Source organism: Streptomyces sp. 3330, assembly GCF_031456635.1.
GTDB lineage: Bacteria > Actinomycetota > Actinomycetes > Streptomycetales > Streptomycetaceae > Streptomyces.
Genome location: NZ_JAVDVA010000017.1, coordinates 1 through 17,817, shown reverse-complemented (window position 1 = coordinate 17,817; position 17,817 = coordinate 1). Strand labels below are relative to the sequence as shown.

The following is a 17,817-nucleotide window of genomic DNA, read 5'->3' as shown; positions in this document are numbered from 1 at the left end:
GTAACTTGAGCCGACTCCCCCACACCGCCACCGGCCGTACACGACGACGTACGAGGAGACCTCCAGCGTGTCCACACCCGTAGGAAACAGATCCCGCCGTGCCGCCAGCGCGCTCATCTCCGTGGGCGTGGCGAGCGCGTTCGCCATCACCTCGCTGCCCGCCGCCTATGCGACGCCGTCCGCCACCGCGGTGATCTCCGAGGTGTACGGCGGTGGCGGGAACTCCGGGGCGACCCTGACCCGGGACTTCGTCGAGCTGGCCAACGCGGGACCGGCCGCCTACGACCTGGCCGGGTACAGCGTGCAGTACCTGCCGGGTGCGCCGTCGGCGTCCTCGCTGTGGCAGGTGACCGCGCTGAGCGGGTCCGTCGCGCCCGGCGGCCGTTTCCTGGTCGCCGAGGCCGCCGGGACCGGGGGGACCACCGCGCTGCCCACCGCGGACGCCACCGGGTCCGTCGCCATGAGCGCCACCAGCGGCACCGTCGCGCTCGTCTCCGGGACCACCGCCCTGACGTGCAAGACCGCCGCCGACTGCGCCGCCGACGGCCGGATCGTCGACCTGGTCGGCTACGGCAGCGCCCTCGTACGGGAGGGCGGCGGTCCTGCCGCCGGGGCCTCCAACACCGCCGCCGTCGCGCGGGGCGCCGCCCTGGCCGACACCGACGACAACGCCGCCGACCTGTCGGCCGGAACCCCCTCGCCCGTCAACTCGGCCGGGCAGACGCCCGGTTCGGGGGACGGTGGCGGGGACGGCGGAGACGGCGGCGATCCCGGCACGCCCGGCACCGTCCGCGTCCACGACATCCAGGGCACCACCCGGCTGTCCCCGCTCGCCGGGCAGACCGTCAGCCGGGTGCCGGGCATCGTCACCGGGGTGCGGACCTCCGGGTCCAGGGGGTACTGGATCCAGGACCCGGCGGCGGACGCCGACCCCCGCACCAGCGAGGGCGTGTTCGTGTATACCGGCTCCGCCGCGCCCACCGTCGCCGTCGGCGACTCCGTGCTGGTCAGCGGCAAGGTCAGCGAGTACTACCCGAGCAGCACCAGCCAGTCGGTCACCGAACTCACCGCGCCGACCGCGACCGTGCTGTCCGGCGGCAACGCGCTGCCCGCCGCCGTCGCCGTGGACGCCACCGGCGTCCCCGGCGCGTACATCCCCACCGCCGGAGGCGGGAGCATCGAGGCGCTCGCCCTCGAACCGGCCGTGTACGCCCAGGACTTCTACGAGTCGGCGGAGGGGATGCGGGTCGCGTTCTCCGACGCCCGTGTCGTCGGTGCGAGCGACGCGTACGGCGAGCTGTGGGTGACCGTCAAGCCGGACGAGAACGCGACGACCCGCGGCGGGACGCTCTACTCCTCCTACGACCGGCCGAACACCGGCCGGCTGGAGGTCATGTCGCTCGACACCGCCTCCGCCTTCCCCGCCGCCGACGTCGGCGACGAGCTGTCCGGCACCACCACCGGGCCGCTCGACTACTCGGCCTACGGCGGCTACAACGTCCAGGCCACGCAACTCGGCACCCTGGTCGACAACGGGCTGAAGCCGGAAGTGACCCGGCGGCAGAAGGGCGGCGAGCTCGCGGTCGCCACGTACAACGTGGAGAACCTGGACGCGCTGGACGCCCAGGAGAAGATCGACCGGCTCGCGCACGGTGTCGCCGTCAACCTCAACTCCCCCGACGTGGTCGCCCTGGAGGAGATCCAGGACGACAACGGCGCCACCGACGACGGCACGGTCACCTCCGAGGCCACCCTGAAGCGGTTCACCGACGCCATCCGCGCCGCCGGCGGCCCCCGCTACCGGTGGCGGTACATCGCCCCCGCCGACAACCAGGACGGCGGCGAGCCCGGCGGCAACATCCGTCAGGTCTTCCTCTTCAACCCCCAGCGGGTCTCCTTCACCGACCGGGCGGGCGGCGACGCCGTCACGGCCACCGGTGTGGTGAAGACCAGGAAGGGCGCGCAGCTCACCGCCTCCCCCGGCCGCATCGCCCCGGCCTCGGACGCCTGGGACAACAGCCGCAAGCCGCTGGTCGGCGAGTTCGTCTTCCACGGCGAGACGGTGTTCGTGATCGCCGACCACTTCAACTCCAAGGGCGGCGACCAGCCCCTGCACGGCCGCTACCAGCCGCCGTCGCGCGGCTCCGAGACCCAGCGCCAGGCGCAGGCGGCCGAGGTGAACTCCTTCGTCAAGTCCCTGCTCGCGGCGGACAAGGACGCCGAGACCGTAGTGCTCGGCGACCTCAACGACTACGAGTTCTCCCAGACCGTCGGCACCCTCACCGCCGGCCGTGTCCTCATCCCGCTGATCACCACCCTGCCGGCGGCCGAGCGCTACACCTACGTCTACGACGGCAACGCGCAGACCCTGGACCACATCCTCACGAGCCCGGCCGTCACGCACTACGACTACGACGTGGTGCACATCAACGCCGAGTTCGCCGACCAGGCCAGCGATCACGACCCGCAGGTCGTGCGGATCGACGTCGGCCGGTGCCGCAGGGGCTGACCGCGGCGCGGGAGAGCCGGTGCGGGCGCGGGGCTACGCGTACAGGCCCCCGCCCGCCTCGTCCTCGAAGACGCCCGGCCAGTACCGCCGGCCGTCGTCCGTGGGCACGGCCGGCACCGGGGTCGGGTCGCAGGCGACGGGATCGACCGCGGCCAGGGTCCGGGACATCGTCTCGGCGAGCTGGTCGTAGGCCTCGGTCAGTCGGTGCACCGCGTCCAGGGTCCGCTCACGGCGGATCAGCCAGAGGGTGAACGCCAGGGTCGAGATGTCGGCGTTGAGCGGGCGCAGGCCGAGGTCCGGCTCGCTCCAGCTCAGCACCGCGCCCGTGGCGCCGTCGACGACCAGGCTGGTGTCCTCCAGGAGGCTGCCCAGCCGGATCAGCCGGTCGGCGCCGGCCGGCAGCCGCTCGGCGGCCACGGCGCCCTCGCGGTCGTCCGCGCAGTACTCGGCGAGGGTCTGGAGCGGCGTGTCGGTCTCCAGCGAGAACCAGACGACCTCCTCCGGCAGGCCCACCTCGCGCAGGAAGCGGCGGGTCGGGGCGTGCGTCAGCTCCCTCGGGCAGTCGACGTCCTCGAAGCGGACGATCCCGCCGGCGCCGAACTCCTCGTCCAGGAGACGGACCGGGAGGTCCAGGGCCAGGCCGGACACCGTGCCCGGACCCGCCACCAGGGCCAGCGGGCGGATCACCGCGGCCAGCTTCCAGAAGGGGCCGGACGCGCCGCCCGTGTCCCGCGCGCCCTCCTCGAAGACCGCCAGCAGCTGCCGCGAGGCCCGCGCCACCGCCTGCGGACCGAGCCGGCTCGCGTAGCAGGCGAACTGCCCGCGCAGCGCCGCCAGTTCGTCCACCGCCGTCGCGAAGCGCACCAGCTTCTCCAGGGAGGGCGCGAGCGGGCGGAGGTCCATCAGGTCGGGGCGGTCGTGCAGGAAGTACGTGGTGGAGATCTCGCCCGTCATCCCGTCGAGCAGGACCGACTCCGTCTCCCGGCCGTCGGCGCCCAGGATCCCGCCTATGACCAGCCGGTCGCGCAGCTCCGCCGCCAGCCGGCCGTCGGGGTCGCCCGTGGAGTCGCCGACCGTGCGCAGGCCGTCCGTGCGCAGCGCCTCGAACGTCAGCAGGCCGGCGTCGCCCGGGGTCGCGGGCAGGCCGGGGCCGGTGAGCCAGCGGCGCGTCGGCGCGTGCGTGACGTACGGGTACAGCTCGTCCTCGGTGAAGATGATCGTCGTCGTGGCGGTGGTGCTCCTGGTCGTGCCCATCGGGTCCCCCGTGCGGAAAGTTGCGTGCGCCGTCCCACTGCTCCGCAGCCTATGCGGCGCCACTGACAACGGCTGTGACCGGCGAGCGCACCCGGGACACACCCGGCGCACCCGTCACCGGTCACGCACTGACAGACGTCGGGACGGCACCCCGAGTTCCCTTTCCGGCCCGATCGGCCCGATCACCCCTCAGGTGAGGTACACGCCGCCGAGCACCACGACCACCGCCGCCACCACGAACAGCGCGATCCAGCCCAGCAGCCTGCCCGCGCCCGGCGCGGGCTCGTACTGCCGGGGACCCGGCTCCGGCCCGCTCACCGGTCCGTCACGACCGCCGCCTGGGGCCTTATCGGCAGCCGGTTCACCGGGCGGCCCGTCGCGGCCCGCACGGCGGAGGCGATCGCCGCGGGCGAGGTCACGACCGGGACCGCGCTGGCGGCCTTCGCGCCGAACGGGGCGACCACGTCGCGTTCCTCGACCAGCTTGACGATCCTGATGTCCGGGGCGTCCAGGGCGGTGGGCAGCGCGTAGCCGGTGAGGTCGGGGTGACGGATCAGGCCCCTCGGCGTGCGCAGGTTCTCGGTGAGCGCGATGCCGACGCCCTGCGTGACACCGGCCTCGATGCGCGCGGTGAGCTGCGCCGGGTTGAGGATGCGGCCGACGTCCTGGGCCACCGCGAGTTCGACGACCCGGACCGAGCCGAGTTCGATGTCGACGTCCACGACCGCGCGGATCGCGCAGAAGGCGAGGCCGACGAACGCGTCGCCCTGGCCGGCCGCGTCCAGCGGCTCGGTCGGGTGCGGACGGCACTGGGCCGTCGCCCACAGCTCCTTGCCGTGCATCTCCTCCGTGACGGTCGTCGACAGGACGCCGTCGTACGAGGTGATCTTGCCGTCGGTGATCTGGAGCAGCTCCGTGGACATGCCGAACTTGTGCGCCAGCGGCTGGAGCAGTTGCGTGCGGACCATCTTCGCCGCGCGTTCCACCGCGCCGCCCGAGACCCACGTGTGGCGGCCCCGGCAGCCGGGGCCCGCGGGCGGCTGGTCGGTGTCGACGGGGGCCACGTGCACCTCGTCGACGCCGAGCGTCTCCTGGACGATCTGGCGGGCCAGCGTCGTGAAGCCCTGGCCCGTCTCCACCGCCGCGCACAGGACCGTGGCGATGCCGTCCTGGACCTTCACGGTCGCCGTGGAGACCTCGTCGGCGCCTTCCGCGCCCAGCATGTGCACCATGCCGAGGCCGTAGCCGACGCCCCGGCGCACCGCGCCCGGTTCGCCCGCGCCCTCGGGGCCGCCGGGCAGCAGCCAGTCCTCCTCGGGCGTGTCCTTGGGGAGCGCCGGCAGGGGGAACTCCTGGACGGCCTGGAGGAGTTCGGCCACGGGGGCCGGGCAGGTCACCGTCTGGCCGGTCGGCAGGACGTCCCCGGTCGCCATGGCGTTGCGCAGCCGCAGCTCCGCGGGGTCGACGCCGAGCTTCTTCGCCAGCTTGTCCATCTGCGCCTCGTAGGCGGCGCAGACCTGCATCGCGCCCTCGCCGCGGACGTGGCCCGACGGCGGGTTGTTCGTGCGGACCGCCCAGCCCTCGATGAAGGCGTTCGGGACGACGTAGGGACCGCAGGCGAAGGAGACGGCGGCGGCGAGGGCCTCGGCGGAGGTGTCCGCGTACGCGCCCGCGTCCAGCAGGATCTGCGCCTCGACCTTCACCAGCCGGCCGTCGGCGTCGGCGTGGTGGCGGTAGCGCAGCAGCGTCGGGTGTCTGTGGGCGTGGCCGAGGAAGGACTCCTCGCGCGTGGCCGTGAGTTTCACCGGGCAGCCGGTCTTCAGCGCGAGCAGGCCGAGCGGGAGCTGGAAGCCCTGGTCCTCGCGGTCGGCGGTGGCGCCGGGCACACCGGTGACCACGATCTTCACGCGCTCGGGTTCGAGGCCGTAGCAGGCGGCGGCGGTGTCGCGGTCGGTGTGCGGGTCGGTGGAGGCGAGGTACAGCTCCACGCCGCCGTCCGGGCGGGGCACGGCGAGGCCGGCCTCGGCGCCGATCGGGGCGGGGTCGGCGCGGCCGATGCGGTACTGGCCCTCGACGACGACCTCACCGGCCGCGGCCGGGTCGCCGTGGTGCAGCGGGATGTGCCGGATCAGGTTGCCGTCGGGGTGCAGCGCCTCCGCCTCGAAGGCCTGCTCGGGGTCGATCACCGGGTCGAGCACCTCGTACTCGACGATGACGGCGGCGGCGGCCATCCGCGCGGTGTCCGGGTGGTCGGCGGCGACGGCCGCGATGGGCTCGCCGTGGTGGCGTACGACGTCGGACGCGAACACCGGCCGGTCGGCCTTGCCGCGGCCGTGCAGGGCGCGGCCGGGGACGTCCTCGTGGGTGACGACGGCACGGACGCCGGGCATCTCCCGCGCGTGGGACGTGTCGATGGACACGATGCGCGCGTGCGGGTGCGGCGAGCGCAGGACGGCAGCCCACAGCAGGCCCTCGGCCCACAGGTCGGCCGCGTACGGGAAGGTGCCCTCGGTCTTGGCACGCGCGTCGGCGGGCTGCAGGGAGGCGCCGAGGCCGTGCGGGATCGGCTCGGCGGCCGGGGCGGGGTCCACGGCGGTCGTCGCGGTGACTGTCTCGTTGCTCACGCCTGGCCTCCGTCCTGGCCCTGTCCGTACGCCGGGTCGTGCGGGTGGGGCTGTGCGGGATTCTCGAACGCCGACGGGTGGACGCCTCCGGCGCCCGGTCCCGCCTGGTGCGGAATACGCGCCTCGTCGCCGTCCGTCTCGGCGTCGGCGACCGCCTCGCGTTCGGCGACAACGTCCTGGACGGCCCGCAGGACGCCCCGGTAGCCGGAGCAGCGGCACAGGTTGCCGCACAGGGCCTGGCGGGCCTCCAGCTCGGTGGGGGCCGGGTTGCCCTCCAGCAGGTCGTGCACGGTCATCGCCATGCCGGGCACGCAGAAGCCGCACTGCACGGCGCCGCACCGGGCGAGCGCCCGCTGGACGTCCGAGGGCTGCCCGTCGACGGCCAGGCCCTCGACGGTGCGGATCTCGCTGCCCGCGGTGGTGACGGCCGGGACCAGGCAGGAGGCGACGAGCCGCCCGTCGACCTGGACGTTGCAGGCCCCGCACTCGCCCTGCGAGCAGCCGTCCTTGGCGCCGGCGAGGCCGAGCCGCTCGCGCAGGACGTAGAGCAGCGACTCGCCGATCCAGGCGTCGGTGACGGGGCGGTCGGAGCCGTTGACGCGCAGCGTGTAGCCGGCGAGGGGGTGTTCCTCGTGGAACGGCGCCGGGGCGTCGTCCGGCTCCTCGGCGGCCCCGTCGGGACCGGCGGCCTCGGGGGACCGCGGGTCGGCGGCGCCGGGGGCGTCGTCCGCCTCGGGCTCGTGCGCGGTGCCGGCGGCGGCGGACCGGTCCTCGGGCGCCTCGTCCGGACCGGGCAGGGCCCCGTGCGGGTCGGCGGGTCCGTCGGACGGCTCCGCGGGGCCGTGGGCGGCCTCAGCGGGCTCGTGGGCGGCCTCGTGGGCGTCCTCGGCGCCCGCGGGCGCCCCGGCGCTCCCGTCGGCCTCAGCGGCCCGCTGAGCGTCCCGCCCGGCGGTCTCCGGGGACCGGCCGGGGGCGACCGTGTACGCCTCGGCGGAGATCTCGGGGGCGAACGTCCCGTTCGGGTGCGCGTGCTGCCCGCCGTGCTCGTCGCCGGGGTGGCGCCGGCCGGGGTCCGCGGCCGCCGGGCCGTGCTCCTGCGGGTGCCCGAAGTCGGGCAGCTCCGTCGCCGGTCGCGCGGCCGGGCCGGTCTCGTCGGTGTGCTGTGCCCACGTCCGGTCCGGCACGCCGTGGTCCGCCGGGCCCGCCGGTTCCGTCGCCCAGGGCGCGGACGCGCCGCCGGGCAGGGTGGCCGGGGGCGTGCCGCCCCACTGCTCGACCAGGGACGAGGTGGTGAACTCGCCCGACTCGTCGGGCAGGTCGCCGCCCGCGACGGGGATCGACCACTGGCCCGTCACGTCGTGGCCGGGCGCGGCGCCCGGAGCGCCGGACGACCCGGAGGTGTCCTCGAAGACCCACTGGCCGGTCGCGCCCGGGTGGTAGGTGAACCGGTCGTCGCCGACCGTCTGCGGGGTGTCCTGCGGAGCGGGCCAGTCGGAGCCGCCGGCCGGGGCCGCCCAGGTTCCGGTGCCGTCCGTGGGGGGCGCCACCGCTATCTGCGGCGGCACGTACCCGTGACCGGGCGCGGCGAGCGGGCTGTCGCCGCGGGCGGCCAGGAAGGCGTCGATGCCGCCCTCGGGGAGCTTCACGAAGGCGGTCGCGCCGTCGTCGTAGTCCCCCTGGGGCAGCGGGTCCCAGCGGCCGCCGCCCTGCGGCGCGCCCTGGCCCTGCCCGTCTTCCTGTCCGTGTCCGGGTCCGTGCTGGTCGTCGCTCACGACAGCGCCCTCCCCAGTGCTCGTCGGGCCAGCGCGGCGACGGTGCGCCGCAGGTGCAGTACGGCGGGCGGAAGTTCCGGTACGGAGCCGTCCACGCCCGGCACCGGGTCGGGGATGCAGGCGGCGGCGACGTACTCCCCGAAGGCGGTCAGCGCCTCGGGGACGATGGTGCGGTTGTTGTCCCAGTCGATGAGCCGGGCGACCCACTGCTCGGCCTCCAGCGGCCGCAGCGGCATCGGCGCTATGGCTCCGACGGCGCACCGGACGCCGCGCCGGGCGGGGTCGAGCACCAGCGCCACAGAGGCCACCGCGCGGCCGGGGCCGGTGCGGCCGGTCGCCTTCAGGAAGATCTGCGGGGCGTGCAGCAGCGGCACGCGCACGTACCCGATGAGCTCGCCGCCGCGCAGCATCTCCATGCCGGCCAGCAGGTGCGACACCGGCATCTCACGGCGGGCTCCGCCCGGGCCCGCGATGATCAGGGTCGCCTCCAGCGCGGCCAGCACGGGCAGCGCGTCGCCCGTGGGAGCGGCCGAGGCGATGTTGCCGCCGAGGGTGCCCGCGTTGCGGATCTGCGGCGGGCCGGCGGCGCGGGCGGCCGCGGCGAGCGCCGGGATCAGGGCGGCGAAGTCGGGGCGGCCCATGCGCGCGTGGGTGAGTCCGGCGCCGAGCAGCGCGTGGCCGTCCTGGTACTGCCAGCCGCGGATCTCGCTGATGCGGCCGAGGCCGACCAGTCCGGTGGGCCTGAGCTGCCCCGAGTTGACGGCGGCCATCAGGTCGGTGCCACCGGCCACGGGCACGGCGGCGGGCATGGCGGCGAGCGCCGCCACGGCCTCGTCCAGCGTCGTGGGCAGCGTGACGGCCTGCCCCGCCTGCGGTGCGTGCGTGGTCAAAACCGGCTGCCCCTTCCCGCTGCCCCACCTGGTCCCACCTGTGCTGCCGTACGGTACGTGCTGACAGGGCGGACGTGGCAACTCTGGCACATCTTCGCAACACCCGAACGCGGGGGTCCGCTAGGAGGCATTCGCCCACCTCACCGCGGAGATGGTCCGTTTTCGCCCGCCATCACCGGTGCGCGCGAATTGCCACTCTTCGGTGTCCGTGCCGGGGTTTATCCGGGACGGGCGGTGTCACCGGTTCGGGGGCGGCCCGTCGATCGGACGGCCCAGGACGCCGGGCCGCCGCTGCCACGGCCGGGGACCGGTCGGCGGCCGGTAGCCGACGCCCAGCGCGTCGAGCCGCTCGTAGTGGGCCCCCATCCGCCGCTCGAAGCCGGCGAAGTCCCGCTCCGCCGGGGCGGGCAGGGCGCTCCAGGCGACCTCGGCGAAGGCGGCGAGCCGCGGGAAGGCCTGGTAGTCCACCCGCGCGGGGTCCTCCATCACCTCGGTCCACAGGTTGGCCTGCGCGCCGAGCACGTGCGCGGCCTCCTCCGGCGTCAGCTCCGCGGGAACGGGTTCGAACCGGTAGACGTCCTCCAGGGTGCGTACGTACCCGATCGGCACGGGCTCGTCCGCGCCGCCGTCCTGCCGGTGGTCCAGGTACACCTGCTGCTCGGGGCACATCACGACGTCGTGCCCGGCCCGCGCGGCGGCGATCCCGCCCGCGTAGCCGCGCCAGGACGACACGGCCGCCCCGTCCGCCAGTCCGCCCTCCAGGATCTCGTCCCAGCCGATGAGCCGGCGTCCGCGCGCCGAGAGCCAGGTGTCGAAGTGCCGGATGAACCAGGACTGGAGCTGGTCCTCGTCGGCGAGTCCGAGTTCCCTGATGCGGGCCTGCGCGGTCGGCGACCGCCTCCACTGGTCCTTGAGGCATTCGTCACCCCCGACGTGAAGGAACTCCGAGGGGAACAGCTCCAGTACTTCCTCGAAGACCCCCTCGTAGAAGCGCAGGGTGCCGTCGGTGGGGGCGAGCACGTGGGGATTGATCCCCCAGGTGTCCCACACGGAGAGGGCCGTGGTGTCGACGACGTCGGTGTTGCCGAGTTCCGGATAGGCGGCGATCGCGGCCTGCGAGTGGCCCGGCAGGTCGATTTCGGGGACCACGGTGATATGCCGCTCGGCGGCGTAGGCGACGATCTCCCGGATGTCGTCCTGCGTGTAGAAGCCACCGTGCGGCTTCTCGTCCCACAGCGGTGAGGCCCGGTGACCGCTTTTCGTGCGCACCCGCCAGGAACCGACCTCGGTCAGCCGGGGGTACCTCTCGATCTCGATCCGCCAGCCCTGGTCGTCCGTCAGATGGAAGTGGAACACGTTGAGTTTGTGGGCCGCCATCAGATCCAGGTAGCGCAGGACGCCGTCCTTGGGCATGAAGTGCCGGGCGACGTCGAGCATGAGGCCGCGCCAGCGGAAGCGGGGCGCGTCCTCGATGATCTGGTGCGGAATGCCGCAGGTGGCCCCCGGCCGCACGGGGGCGCGCCGGAAGGCGTCCCTGCCGAGCAGCTGACGCAGCGTCTGCGCGCCCCAGAAGACGCCGGCCGGGCCCCCGCCGCGGATCTCGACGCCCCGGCCGGCGAGGACGCTCAGCCTGTACGCCTCCGGCTCCATCGTGTCGTCCGGACAGAGCCGCACGGAGTCGCGCGCGTCCGGCGGCCCGGGCCGCAGGGGCAGGCCGAAGGCCGCGCCGAGGGTGGCGCGCAGCCAGCGTTCGGTGCCCTCCGTGCCGGGCGCGGCCCATACGGTGGTGCGCTCGTCGATGCCGACGCGGCAGGGCCCGGGGCCGTCCACGGCACGCGGCGCGGGGACGAGGTCGACGCGGTCGACGGCAGAAGTCACATCAGTCCTTTACCGCTCCGCCCAGCCCGGAGACCAGCCGTCGCTGTACGAGTACGAAGAACACGAGAACCGGAATCGTCATGACCGTGGAACCGGCCATCACGCCGCCCCAGTCGGGGTCGTCCGGCTTGTAGAAGACCAGCAGGGCCATCGGCAGGGTCGACTGCGACGTGTCGCTGATGATGAAGGATTTCGCGAACAGGAAGTCGTTCCAGGCGGAGATGAAGGAAAACACGCTCGTGGCCACCAGACCGGGCAGGACGAGCGGGAAAAGGATCTGCCACAGAAAGCGCGTACGGCTCGCCCCGTCGAGGTACGCGGCCTCCTCCAGCGCCTCCGGAACCGCTTTCACGAACCCTCTCAGCATCCAGATCGCGAAGGGCAGCGAGAAGGCGATGTGCGGCAGGATCAGCGAGCCCAGGGTGTTCAGCTGACCGAGGTCCCGCATGAGGAAGAACAACGGGATCGTCAGCGCCTCCACGGGCACCATCTGGGCCACCAGGAACATGATCAGCAAGGTGGTGCGGAAGCGGAAGCGGAATCGGGTCACGGCGGTCGCGGCGAGAAACGCGATCAGTCCGGAGGCGATCACCACCGCGGCCGCCACGACCACGCTGTTGAGGAAGTAGCGGCCGAATTCCTGTTGCCCGAAGACGCGCCGGAAGGAATCCGGCGAAGGCGCGAGCGTCCACGGCCGCGGCTCGCCGGAACGGATCTCCCCGGCCGGTTTGAAGGCGCCCAGCACCATCCAGTAGAGCGGGAAGGCGACGACCACCGCGACCAGCAACGCGCAGGCCTCGGCGGCGAACCGCCACGGACGGGCGACCAGGCCCCGCACGGAACGCACGCCCGCTCCTTTCACAGTTCCTCCCCCTGCCGGCGCAGCAGCCGCAGGTACGCCAGCGTGACGGCGAGCAGGATCAGCAGCATCACCACGCCGATCGCCGAGCCGAGGCCGTACTGCGAGGACGCGAAGGCCTGTTGGTAGGCGTACACGTTCAGGACGAGGTTCTGGCCGGCGATGCCGCCCCCGTTCGTCATCACGTAGATCTGGGTGAAGACCTTGAAGTCCCAGATGACCGACTGGATGGTGACGACCACGAGGATCGGCCGCAGCATCGGGGCCAGCACGGACCGCCAGATCCGCCACTGCGAGGCGCCGTCCAGGGCGGCCGCCTCCAGAACCTCCGACGGCACGGAGCGGATCCCTGCGTAGACGGTGACCATCACGAACGGGAAGGAGCACCAGACCACTTCGAGCAGGACGAGGAAGAAGGCGCTGAAGCGGCCGTACGTCCAGGAGTGGTCGCCGAGGCCCAGCAGCCGGTTCACCGGGCCGAAGTCCGGGTCGAACAGGAACAGCCAGACCGTGGAACCGGTGACCGCGGGGGTCGCCCAGGCGCCCATCGCGGCCAGCATCAGCGCGAGCCTCGGCACGGCACGCACGCGCGTGAGGAGCACGGCGAGCGCGCAGCCGACGGCGAGGGTGGAGACCACACAGGCCGCCGCGAAGACGACCGTCGACAGGAGCACCTGCCAGAACCGGTCGTCCGAGAAGACGTCCGCGTAGTTGCCGAGGCCCCGGAAGGCGGTGGGCTCCCCGCCGCTGACCTGGGCCTGGGTGTAGCGGAAGAGCGAGATCAGGCCGAGCTGGTAGACGGGGTAGGCGAGCAGCGCGGCGAGGACGACGAGAGCGGGCGCGAGGTAGAGCCAGGGCGCCGTCCGCGCCCGCCCGCCGCGGCCCGCCGGGGGGCGCGGGGCCCTGCCGGGTGTGCGGCCGTCGGCGCCCGGGTGCGACCGGCCGCCGGCCGCCCGCGGTCGCCGGCGGCCCGCCGTCCCCGGGCCGTGGGTGGTCACCGGCGTCATCCGGCGGAGCCGAACGCGGCGTCCATCTTCTTCGCCGCCTCCGCCGAGGCCGCGGCCACGTCCTTCCTGCCGCTGACGACCTCCTGGAACATCGTCGGCAGGACCAGGGAGGAGTCGATCTGCGACCAGGCGGGCGACGCGGGCACGAACTTCGTCCCGGCGGCCAGGGTCTGCACGAAGGGCTTCACGAAGGGTTCCTTCGCGGCGGCCTGGTCCCGGACGTCCGTGAACGTGGGCAGGAAGCCCATCGCGTCGAACAGCGAGGCCTGGGTCTTCTTCGAGGCGAGGGCCTCCATCAGCCGGACGGCGAGGGTGCGGTGCGAGGTGCTCTTCAGCACCCCGATGTTGTTGCCGCCCGCGAAGGCCGGGGCGATCGAGCCGGACGTCACACCCGGCAGCGGCACGACGGCGTACTCGTCCTTCACCTTGCCGGCCTCCACGGCCTTGTGGCTGAAGTCGCCGCCGATCGCCATGCCCGCCTTGCCCGCGGCGAACGCGGTGACGGTGTCGTTGCCGCCCATGCCCGCGCACTTGGCCGCGGGGCAGTTGTCGTCGGAGAAGAGGGACGTGTACGCGGCGATGCCCTTCCGGGCGGCCGCGCTGTCGATGCCGGAGGCGTACGAGCCGCCCTTGCCGGTGGCGAGTTCACCGCCGTTGGCCCACACGAAGGGCATCGCGCCGTAGGTGTAGGCGCCGCCGACCGCCAAGCCGTACAGGTCGGGCTTGGCGGCGCGGATCCTGCGGGCGGTGGCCGCCAGCTCGGTCATCGTCCGCGGGACGGCCAGACCGAGTTCCTCGAAGACGTCCGTGCGGTAGTACAGGGCGCGGACGCCGACGTAGAAGGGGGCGCCGTAGAGCTTGCCGTCGACGGTGACGGACTGCCTGGCGGTGGGGTCCGTCGTGCCGGCCTCGCTCCAGTCGCCGAAGTCCTCGGTGACGTCCAGGAGTCCGCCGTCGTGGACGTAGCCGGCCGTGTCGGTGTTGCCGTACTCCATGACGTCGGGAGCGGAACCGGGGTCGTTGAAGGCGGCCTTGACGCGCTGGGCGCGGGTGTCGACCGGGATGTACTCGACGTCGACCTTCGCGCCCTCGTGGGCCTTCTCGAAGGCCGCGACGACCGAGTCGACGACCTGTTCCTTGGGCTTGTTGCCGACCTCCTGGAACAGCCAGACGCGCAGGGTGCCCGTCGTGTCGTCCCTGCCGGAAGAGGAGTTGTCGGATGTCTGGGGGGCGCAGGCCGCGACGACCAGGGCGGCGGCCGCGAGCGCGGCCGGCCGGATGGGGAGCTTCATGGCGCGTTCCTCCGAGCGTTGCAACATATGCAATGACTGTTTCGCTCTGCACAACACACCGGAGGCTAGGGACTGCGGGAACGCACCGACAAGAGGTCTCAACCACTCTGTGACCACCCGACGCACCCCGTGCAACGACAAAGGCGGCACGAGGGGGCAGACGGCGACAAGGCGGCAGGGCCCGCCGGGAGGCCGGCGCCGGAACACGCGAAGGCCCCCGGGGCGCGTCATCACGCGCCCCGGGGGCCCCGGAAAGTCTCTGCGGCTACTTCTTGTCGCCGCCCTTGCCCTTGTCGTCGCCGCCGCCGGCCATGGACTCGAAGATCTCCTTGCACATGGGGCAGACGGGGTACTTCTTCGGATCGCGGCCGGGCACCCAGACCTTGCCGCACAGCGCCACGACGGGCGTCCCGTCGAGGGCGCTCGCCATGATCTTGTCCTTCTGGACGTAGTGGGCGTAGCGCTCGTGGTCCCCGTCGCCGTGCGACACCTGCGGCGTCGGCTCTACGAGGGTTCCCGTCCCAGTGCCTCGCTGGGGCTGGGTCTCAGGCTCAAGAGTGCTCATAGCGCCAAGGGTACTGAAGCCGCGTACCGAAGCTCACCCCCGTCAGTTGAGCGAGGCGTCGTCCGGATACGTCGCCACCATCGCGAGTTCGCTGCGCTGGCGGCGCAGCACCTCGCGCCAGAGTCTCTCGGGGGACGGCGAGGAGACGTCGCCCGGCTCGGACTCCACGACGTACCAGGCGCCCTCGCCCAGCTCGTCCTCCAGCTGGCCCGGGCCCCAGCCGGCGTATCCGGCGAAGATCCGCAGGGAGCCGAGGGCCGAGGCCAGGAGCTCCGGCGGGGCCTCCAGGTCGACGAGGCCGATCGCGCCGTGCACCCGCCGCCAGCCGAGCGGGGTGCCGTCGACGGCCGCGCCGCCCGGGATGACGGCGATTCCGAGGGCCGAGTCGAGGGACACCGGGCCGCCCTGGAAGACGACGCCGGGCTCACCGGTGAGATCCGCCCAGCCCTCCAGGATGTCGCCCACGCCCACCGGTGTGGGCCGGTTGAGGACGACACCGAGGGAGCCCTCCTCGTCGTGGTCGAGGAGGAGCACCACCGCACGGTCGAAGTTCGGGTCCGCCAGGGCGGGCGTTGCCACGAGCAGCCGCCCGGTGAGCGAGGACACCTCGGTCATGCCAGACATGATCCCGCATCTTCCCGCGAAGTGGGGAGCCAATGCGGACACACGGGACGCGCACGGGCGCGGTGCGGGCGCACGGGCCCGCAGGACGGGCGGTGGTGACCGCATGTGCCCGGTGGGAAACGGTTCGTGTTGTGACACAGCTATGACCTACCTGGGCGGTCCCTGGGCTTACGGGACAGGGGTCCACGGCGATTACTCTGTCTCATCTGGCCCTGCCCCCTACACCAACGGCCCTTGCCCCAATCCACCATCCATGGAACGCGAGATACATGACCGTCAACGGCTCTGACGACGTACTGCTTGTCCACGGCGGCACCCCGCTCGAGGGCGAGATCCGTGTCCGCGGTGCGAAGAACCTCGTACCCAAGGCCATGGTCGCCGCCCTGCTGGGCAGTGAGCCGAGTCGGCTGCGCAACGTTCCGGACATCCGTGACGTGCGGGTCGTACGCGGCCTGCTCCAGCTGCACGGTGTGACGGTCCGGCCGGGCGAGGAGCCGGGCGAGCTGGTGCTCGACCCGACCTACGTGGAGAGCGCCAACGTCGCCGACATCGACGCCCACGCGGGTTCGAGCCGCATCCCGATCCTGTTCTGCGGCCCGCTCCTGCACCGCCTCGGCCACGCGTTCATCCCGGGCCTGGGCGGCTGCGACATCGGCGGCCGGCCCATCGACTTCCACTTCGACGTGCTCCGGCAGTTCGGCGCGAAGATCGAGAAGCGGGAGGACGGCCAGTACCTGGAGGCCCCGCAGCGGCTGCGCGGCACGAAGATCGTGCTGCCGTACCCGTCGGTCGGCGCGACCGAGCAGGTGCTGCTGACCGCCGTCCTGGCGGAGGGCGTCACCGAGCTCTCGAACGCGGCGGTGGAGCCGGAGATCGAGGATCTCATCTGCGTGCTCCAGAAGATGGGCGCCATCATCGCGATGGACACCGACCGCACGATCCGCATCACCGGTGTCGACAAGCTCGGCGGCTACAACCACGCCGCCCTGTCGGACCGCCTGGAGGCCGCTTCCTGGGCTTCCGCGGCGCTGGCGACCGAAGGCAACATCTACGTCCGCGGCGCCCAGCAGCGCTCGATGATGACGTTCCTGAACACCTACCGCAAGGTGGGCGGCGCCTTCGAGATCGACGACGAGGGGATCCGCTTCTGGCACCCCGGCGGCCAGCTGAAGTCCATCGCGCTGGAGACGGACGTCCACCCCGGCTTCCAGACGGACTGGCAGCAGCCGCTGGTCGTCGCCCTGACGCAGGCCACCGGCCTCTCGATCATCCACGAGACGGTCTACGAGTCCCGCCTGGGCTTCACCTCCGCGCTGAACCAGATGGGCGCCCACATCCAGCTGTACCGCGAGTGCCTCGGCGGCTCCGACTGCCGCTTCGGGCAGCGCAACTTCCTGCACTCCGCGGTCGTGTCCGGCCCCACGAAGCTCCAGGGCGCCGACCTGGTCATCCCCGACCTGCGCGGCGGCTTCTCGTACCTGATCGCCGCCCTCGCGGCCCAGGGCACCTCCCGGGTCCACGGCATCGACCTCATCAACCGCGGCTACGAGAACTTCATGGAGAAGCTCGTGGAACTGGGCGCGAAGGTCGAGCTGCCGGGCAAAGCGCTCGGCTGACCCGGCCCACCCCACCCGCTCGCCCCGGCCAGGAACGCCCCGCCTCCCGGCCGGGGGCCCGAGACGGCCCTCCAGGGGCACCGCACGCCGATACGCCGATGGGGCGGCCACCCGGAACCGGGTGGCCGCCCCATCGGCGTTTTCCGCGCTCGTGGCGCGGACGCGCCGTCGAGAGGCGCCGGGGAACTGCGCGACCAGCCGCCAGGCGGCCCGCAGCTACCCACGGCGCTCCGACGGAGCGCTTACTTGCCCTTGGCGGCTTCCTTGAGCTTCGAGCCCGCGGAGACCTTGACGCTGTAGCCGGCCGGGATCTGGATCGGGTCGCCGGTCTGCGGGTTGCGGGCGGTGCGAGCGGCACGGTGGGTGCGCTCGAAGGTCAGGAAGCCGGGGATCGTGACCTTCTCGTCGCCCTTGGAGACGATGTCGCCGACGACCTCGGCGAACGCGGCCAGCACTGCGTCGGCGTCCTTGCGGGTCACCTCGGCGCGGTCGGCCAGCGCGGCCACCAGCTCACTGCGGTTCATGTTGTTACTCCCGTGTTCTTCTTGCCGTTGCGGCGTGCCACGCGGCGGAGCCGCATGTTGGGCACAGCGAAGTCGTTGTGCACGCGCCCAGAGACGCATCCTGCCCCTACCAGCGGCGCGAAAGCCAATCCGGCACCCGCTCGGAGTCGTGAGACAACCCTTGGGAGTCACACGAAGGGCGGTTGGGTCGGGCGCAACCCTAGAGGGCCGTCCGCGGCGCGAGGTTCCGCGACGCGCCGTGGCGGGGGCCACCGTGGCGATCCTCACAGCCCCCGCACACCCGGTGCCCCGAGCCTACGAGGCCGACGCTCCGGCCGCCTTCGCGGCCTCCCGCACGGCACCCGCCACCGCGCCGGCGACCTTGTCGTTGAAGACGCTCGGGATGATGTAGTTCGGGTTGAGC

The 17,817-nt window shown here is 73.0% G+C and carries 14 protein-coding genes; 2 read left to right on the top strand and 12 right to left on the bottom strand.

Annotated elements, in window-relative coordinates:
• Window positions 1-67 precede the first annotated feature (67 nt).
• Window positions 68-2,509: a lamin tail domain-containing protein gene (locus J2X68_RS26010; RefSeq protein WP_310435003.1), complete on the top strand. Its 2,442-nt coding sequence runs from the start codon at window positions 68-70 to the stop codon at window positions 2,507-2,509.
• A 33-nt stretch (window positions 2,510-2,542) separates the two neighbouring features.
• On the opposite strand, the gene J2X68_RS26005 is transcribed toward J2X68_RS26010, so the two are convergent.
• The 11 genes from J2X68_RS26005 to J2X68_RS25955 form a co-directional block, all read right to left on the bottom strand.
• Window positions 2,543-3,763, bottom strand: coding sequence for an SUKH-4 family immunity protein (locus tag J2X68_RS26005; protein WP_310435002.1), 1,221 nt, complete (start codon window positions 3,761-3,763; stop codon window positions 2,543-2,545).
• Window positions 3,764-3,952: 189 nt separating this feature from the next.
• Window positions 3,953-4,081 (bottom strand): hypothetical protein, encoded by a 129-nt coding sequence (locus J2X68_RS26000; RefSeq protein ID WP_310435001.1) that lies wholly within the window; start codon window positions 4,079-4,081, stop codon window positions 3,953-3,955.
• Window positions 4,078-6,387 carry a molybdopterin cofactor-binding domain-containing protein gene (locus J2X68_RS25995; protein ID WP_310435000.1) on the bottom strand — a complete coding sequence of 770 codons (2,310 nt, stop codon included), beginning with the start codon at window positions 6,385-6,387 and terminating at the stop codon, window positions 4,078-4,080. Before J2X68_RS25995 ends, J2X68_RS26000 begins: the two co-directional genes overlap by 4 nt.
• A complete protein-coding gene (locus J2X68_RS25990; RefSeq protein ID WP_310434999.1) occupies window positions 6,384-8,159 on the bottom strand; it encodes a 2Fe-2S iron-sulfur cluster-binding protein in 1,776 nt (591 codons plus the stop codon). The genes J2X68_RS25995 and J2X68_RS25990 overlap by 4 nt, the downstream gene beginning before the upstream one ends.
• Window positions 8,156-9,049, bottom strand: a complete 894-nt coding sequence (locus J2X68_RS25985) for a xanthine dehydrogenase family protein subunit M (RefSeq protein WP_171397581.1) — start codon at window positions 9,047-9,049, stop codon at window positions 8,156-8,158. The genes J2X68_RS25990 and J2X68_RS25985 overlap by 4 nt, the downstream gene beginning before the upstream one ends.
• A gap of 237 nt (window positions 9,050-9,286) precedes the next feature.
• The gene (locus J2X68_RS25980) at window positions 9,287-10,927 is read right to left on the bottom strand and encodes a beta-N-acetylhexosaminidase (RefSeq protein WP_310434998.1); all 1,641 of its coding nucleotides are present in this window, start codon (window positions 10,925-10,927) and stop codon (window positions 9,287-9,289) included.
• 1 nt (window position 10,928) lies between these two features.
• Window positions 10,929-11,774, bottom strand: coding sequence for a carbohydrate ABC transporter permease (locus J2X68_RS25975; RefSeq protein ID WP_310434997.1), 846 nt, complete (start codon window positions 11,772-11,774; stop codon window positions 10,929-10,931).
• Window positions 11,775-11,785: 11 nt separating this feature from the next.
• Complete coding sequence (locus tag J2X68_RS25970) at window positions 11,786-12,793, bottom strand: ABC transporter permease subunit (RefSeq protein ID WP_310434996.1); 1,008 nt, start codon at window positions 12,791-12,793, stop codon at window positions 11,786-11,788.
• Window positions 12,790-14,085: an extracellular solute-binding protein gene (locus J2X68_RS25965; RefSeq protein WP_310434995.1), complete on the bottom strand. Its 1,296-nt coding sequence runs from the start codon at window positions 14,083-14,085 to the stop codon at window positions 12,790-12,792. The genes J2X68_RS25970 and J2X68_RS25965 overlap by 4 nt, the downstream gene beginning before the upstream one ends.
• Before the next feature lie 265 nt (window positions 14,086-14,350).
• On the bottom strand, window positions 14,351-14,650 hold the full coding sequence (locus J2X68_RS25960; protein ID WP_078616040.1) for a DUF3039 domain-containing protein: 300 nt from the start codon (window positions 14,648-14,650) through the stop codon (window positions 14,351-14,353).
• Window positions 14,651-14,692: 42 nt separating this feature from the next.
• Window positions 14,693-15,265 (bottom strand): YqgE/AlgH family protein, encoded by a 573-nt coding sequence (locus J2X68_RS25955; protein ID WP_310435147.1) that lies wholly within the window; start codon window positions 15,263-15,265, stop codon window positions 14,693-14,695.
• Window positions 15,266-15,543: 278 nt separating this feature from the next.
• On the opposite strand from J2X68_RS25955, the gene murA reads away from it, so the two are divergent.
• The gene (gene murA / locus J2X68_RS25950; protein WP_310434994.1) at window positions 15,544-16,890 is read left to right on the top strand and encodes a UDP-N-acetylglucosamine 1-carboxyvinyltransferase; all 1,347 of its coding nucleotides are present in this window, start codon (window positions 15,544-15,546) and stop codon (window positions 16,888-16,890) included.
• Between the two features lie 242 nt (window positions 16,891-17,132).
• On the opposite strand, the gene J2X68_RS25945 is transcribed toward murA, so the two are convergent.
• On the bottom strand, window positions 17,133-17,414 hold the full coding sequence (locus tag J2X68_RS25945; protein WP_004000874.1) for an HU family DNA-binding protein: 282 nt from the start codon (window positions 17,412-17,414) through the stop codon (window positions 17,133-17,135).
• Window positions 17,415-17,817 lie beyond the last annotated feature (403 nt).

Coding starts and splice junctions, on each gene's coding strand:
- J2X68_RS25970 (WP_310434996.1), bottom strand. CDS start 12,793: ATGACGCCGGTGACCACCCACGGCCCGGGGACGGCGGGCCGCCGGCGA.
- J2X68_RS25955 (WP_310435147.1), bottom strand. CDS start 15,265: ATGACCGAGGTGTCCTCGCTCACCGGGCGGCTGCTCGTGGCAACGCCC.
- J2X68_RS25960 (WP_078616040.1), bottom strand. CDS start 14,650: ATGAGCACTCTTGAGCCTGAGACCCAGCCCCAGCGAGGCACTGGGACG.
- murA (WP_310434994.1), top strand. CDS start 15,544: ATGACCGTCAACGGCTCTGACGACGTACTGCTTGTCCACGGCGGCACC.
- J2X68_RS25965 (WP_310434995.1), bottom strand. CDS start 14,085: ATGAAGCTCCCCATCCGGCCGGCCGCGCTCGCGGCCGCCGCCCTGGTC.
- J2X68_RS26005 (WP_310435002.1), bottom strand. CDS start 3,763: ATGGGCACGACCAGGAGCACCACCGCCACGACGACGATCATCTTCACC.
- J2X68_RS25945 (WP_004000874.1), bottom strand. CDS start 17,414: ATGAACCGCAGTGAGCTGGTGGCCGCGCTGGCCGACCGCGCCGAGGTG.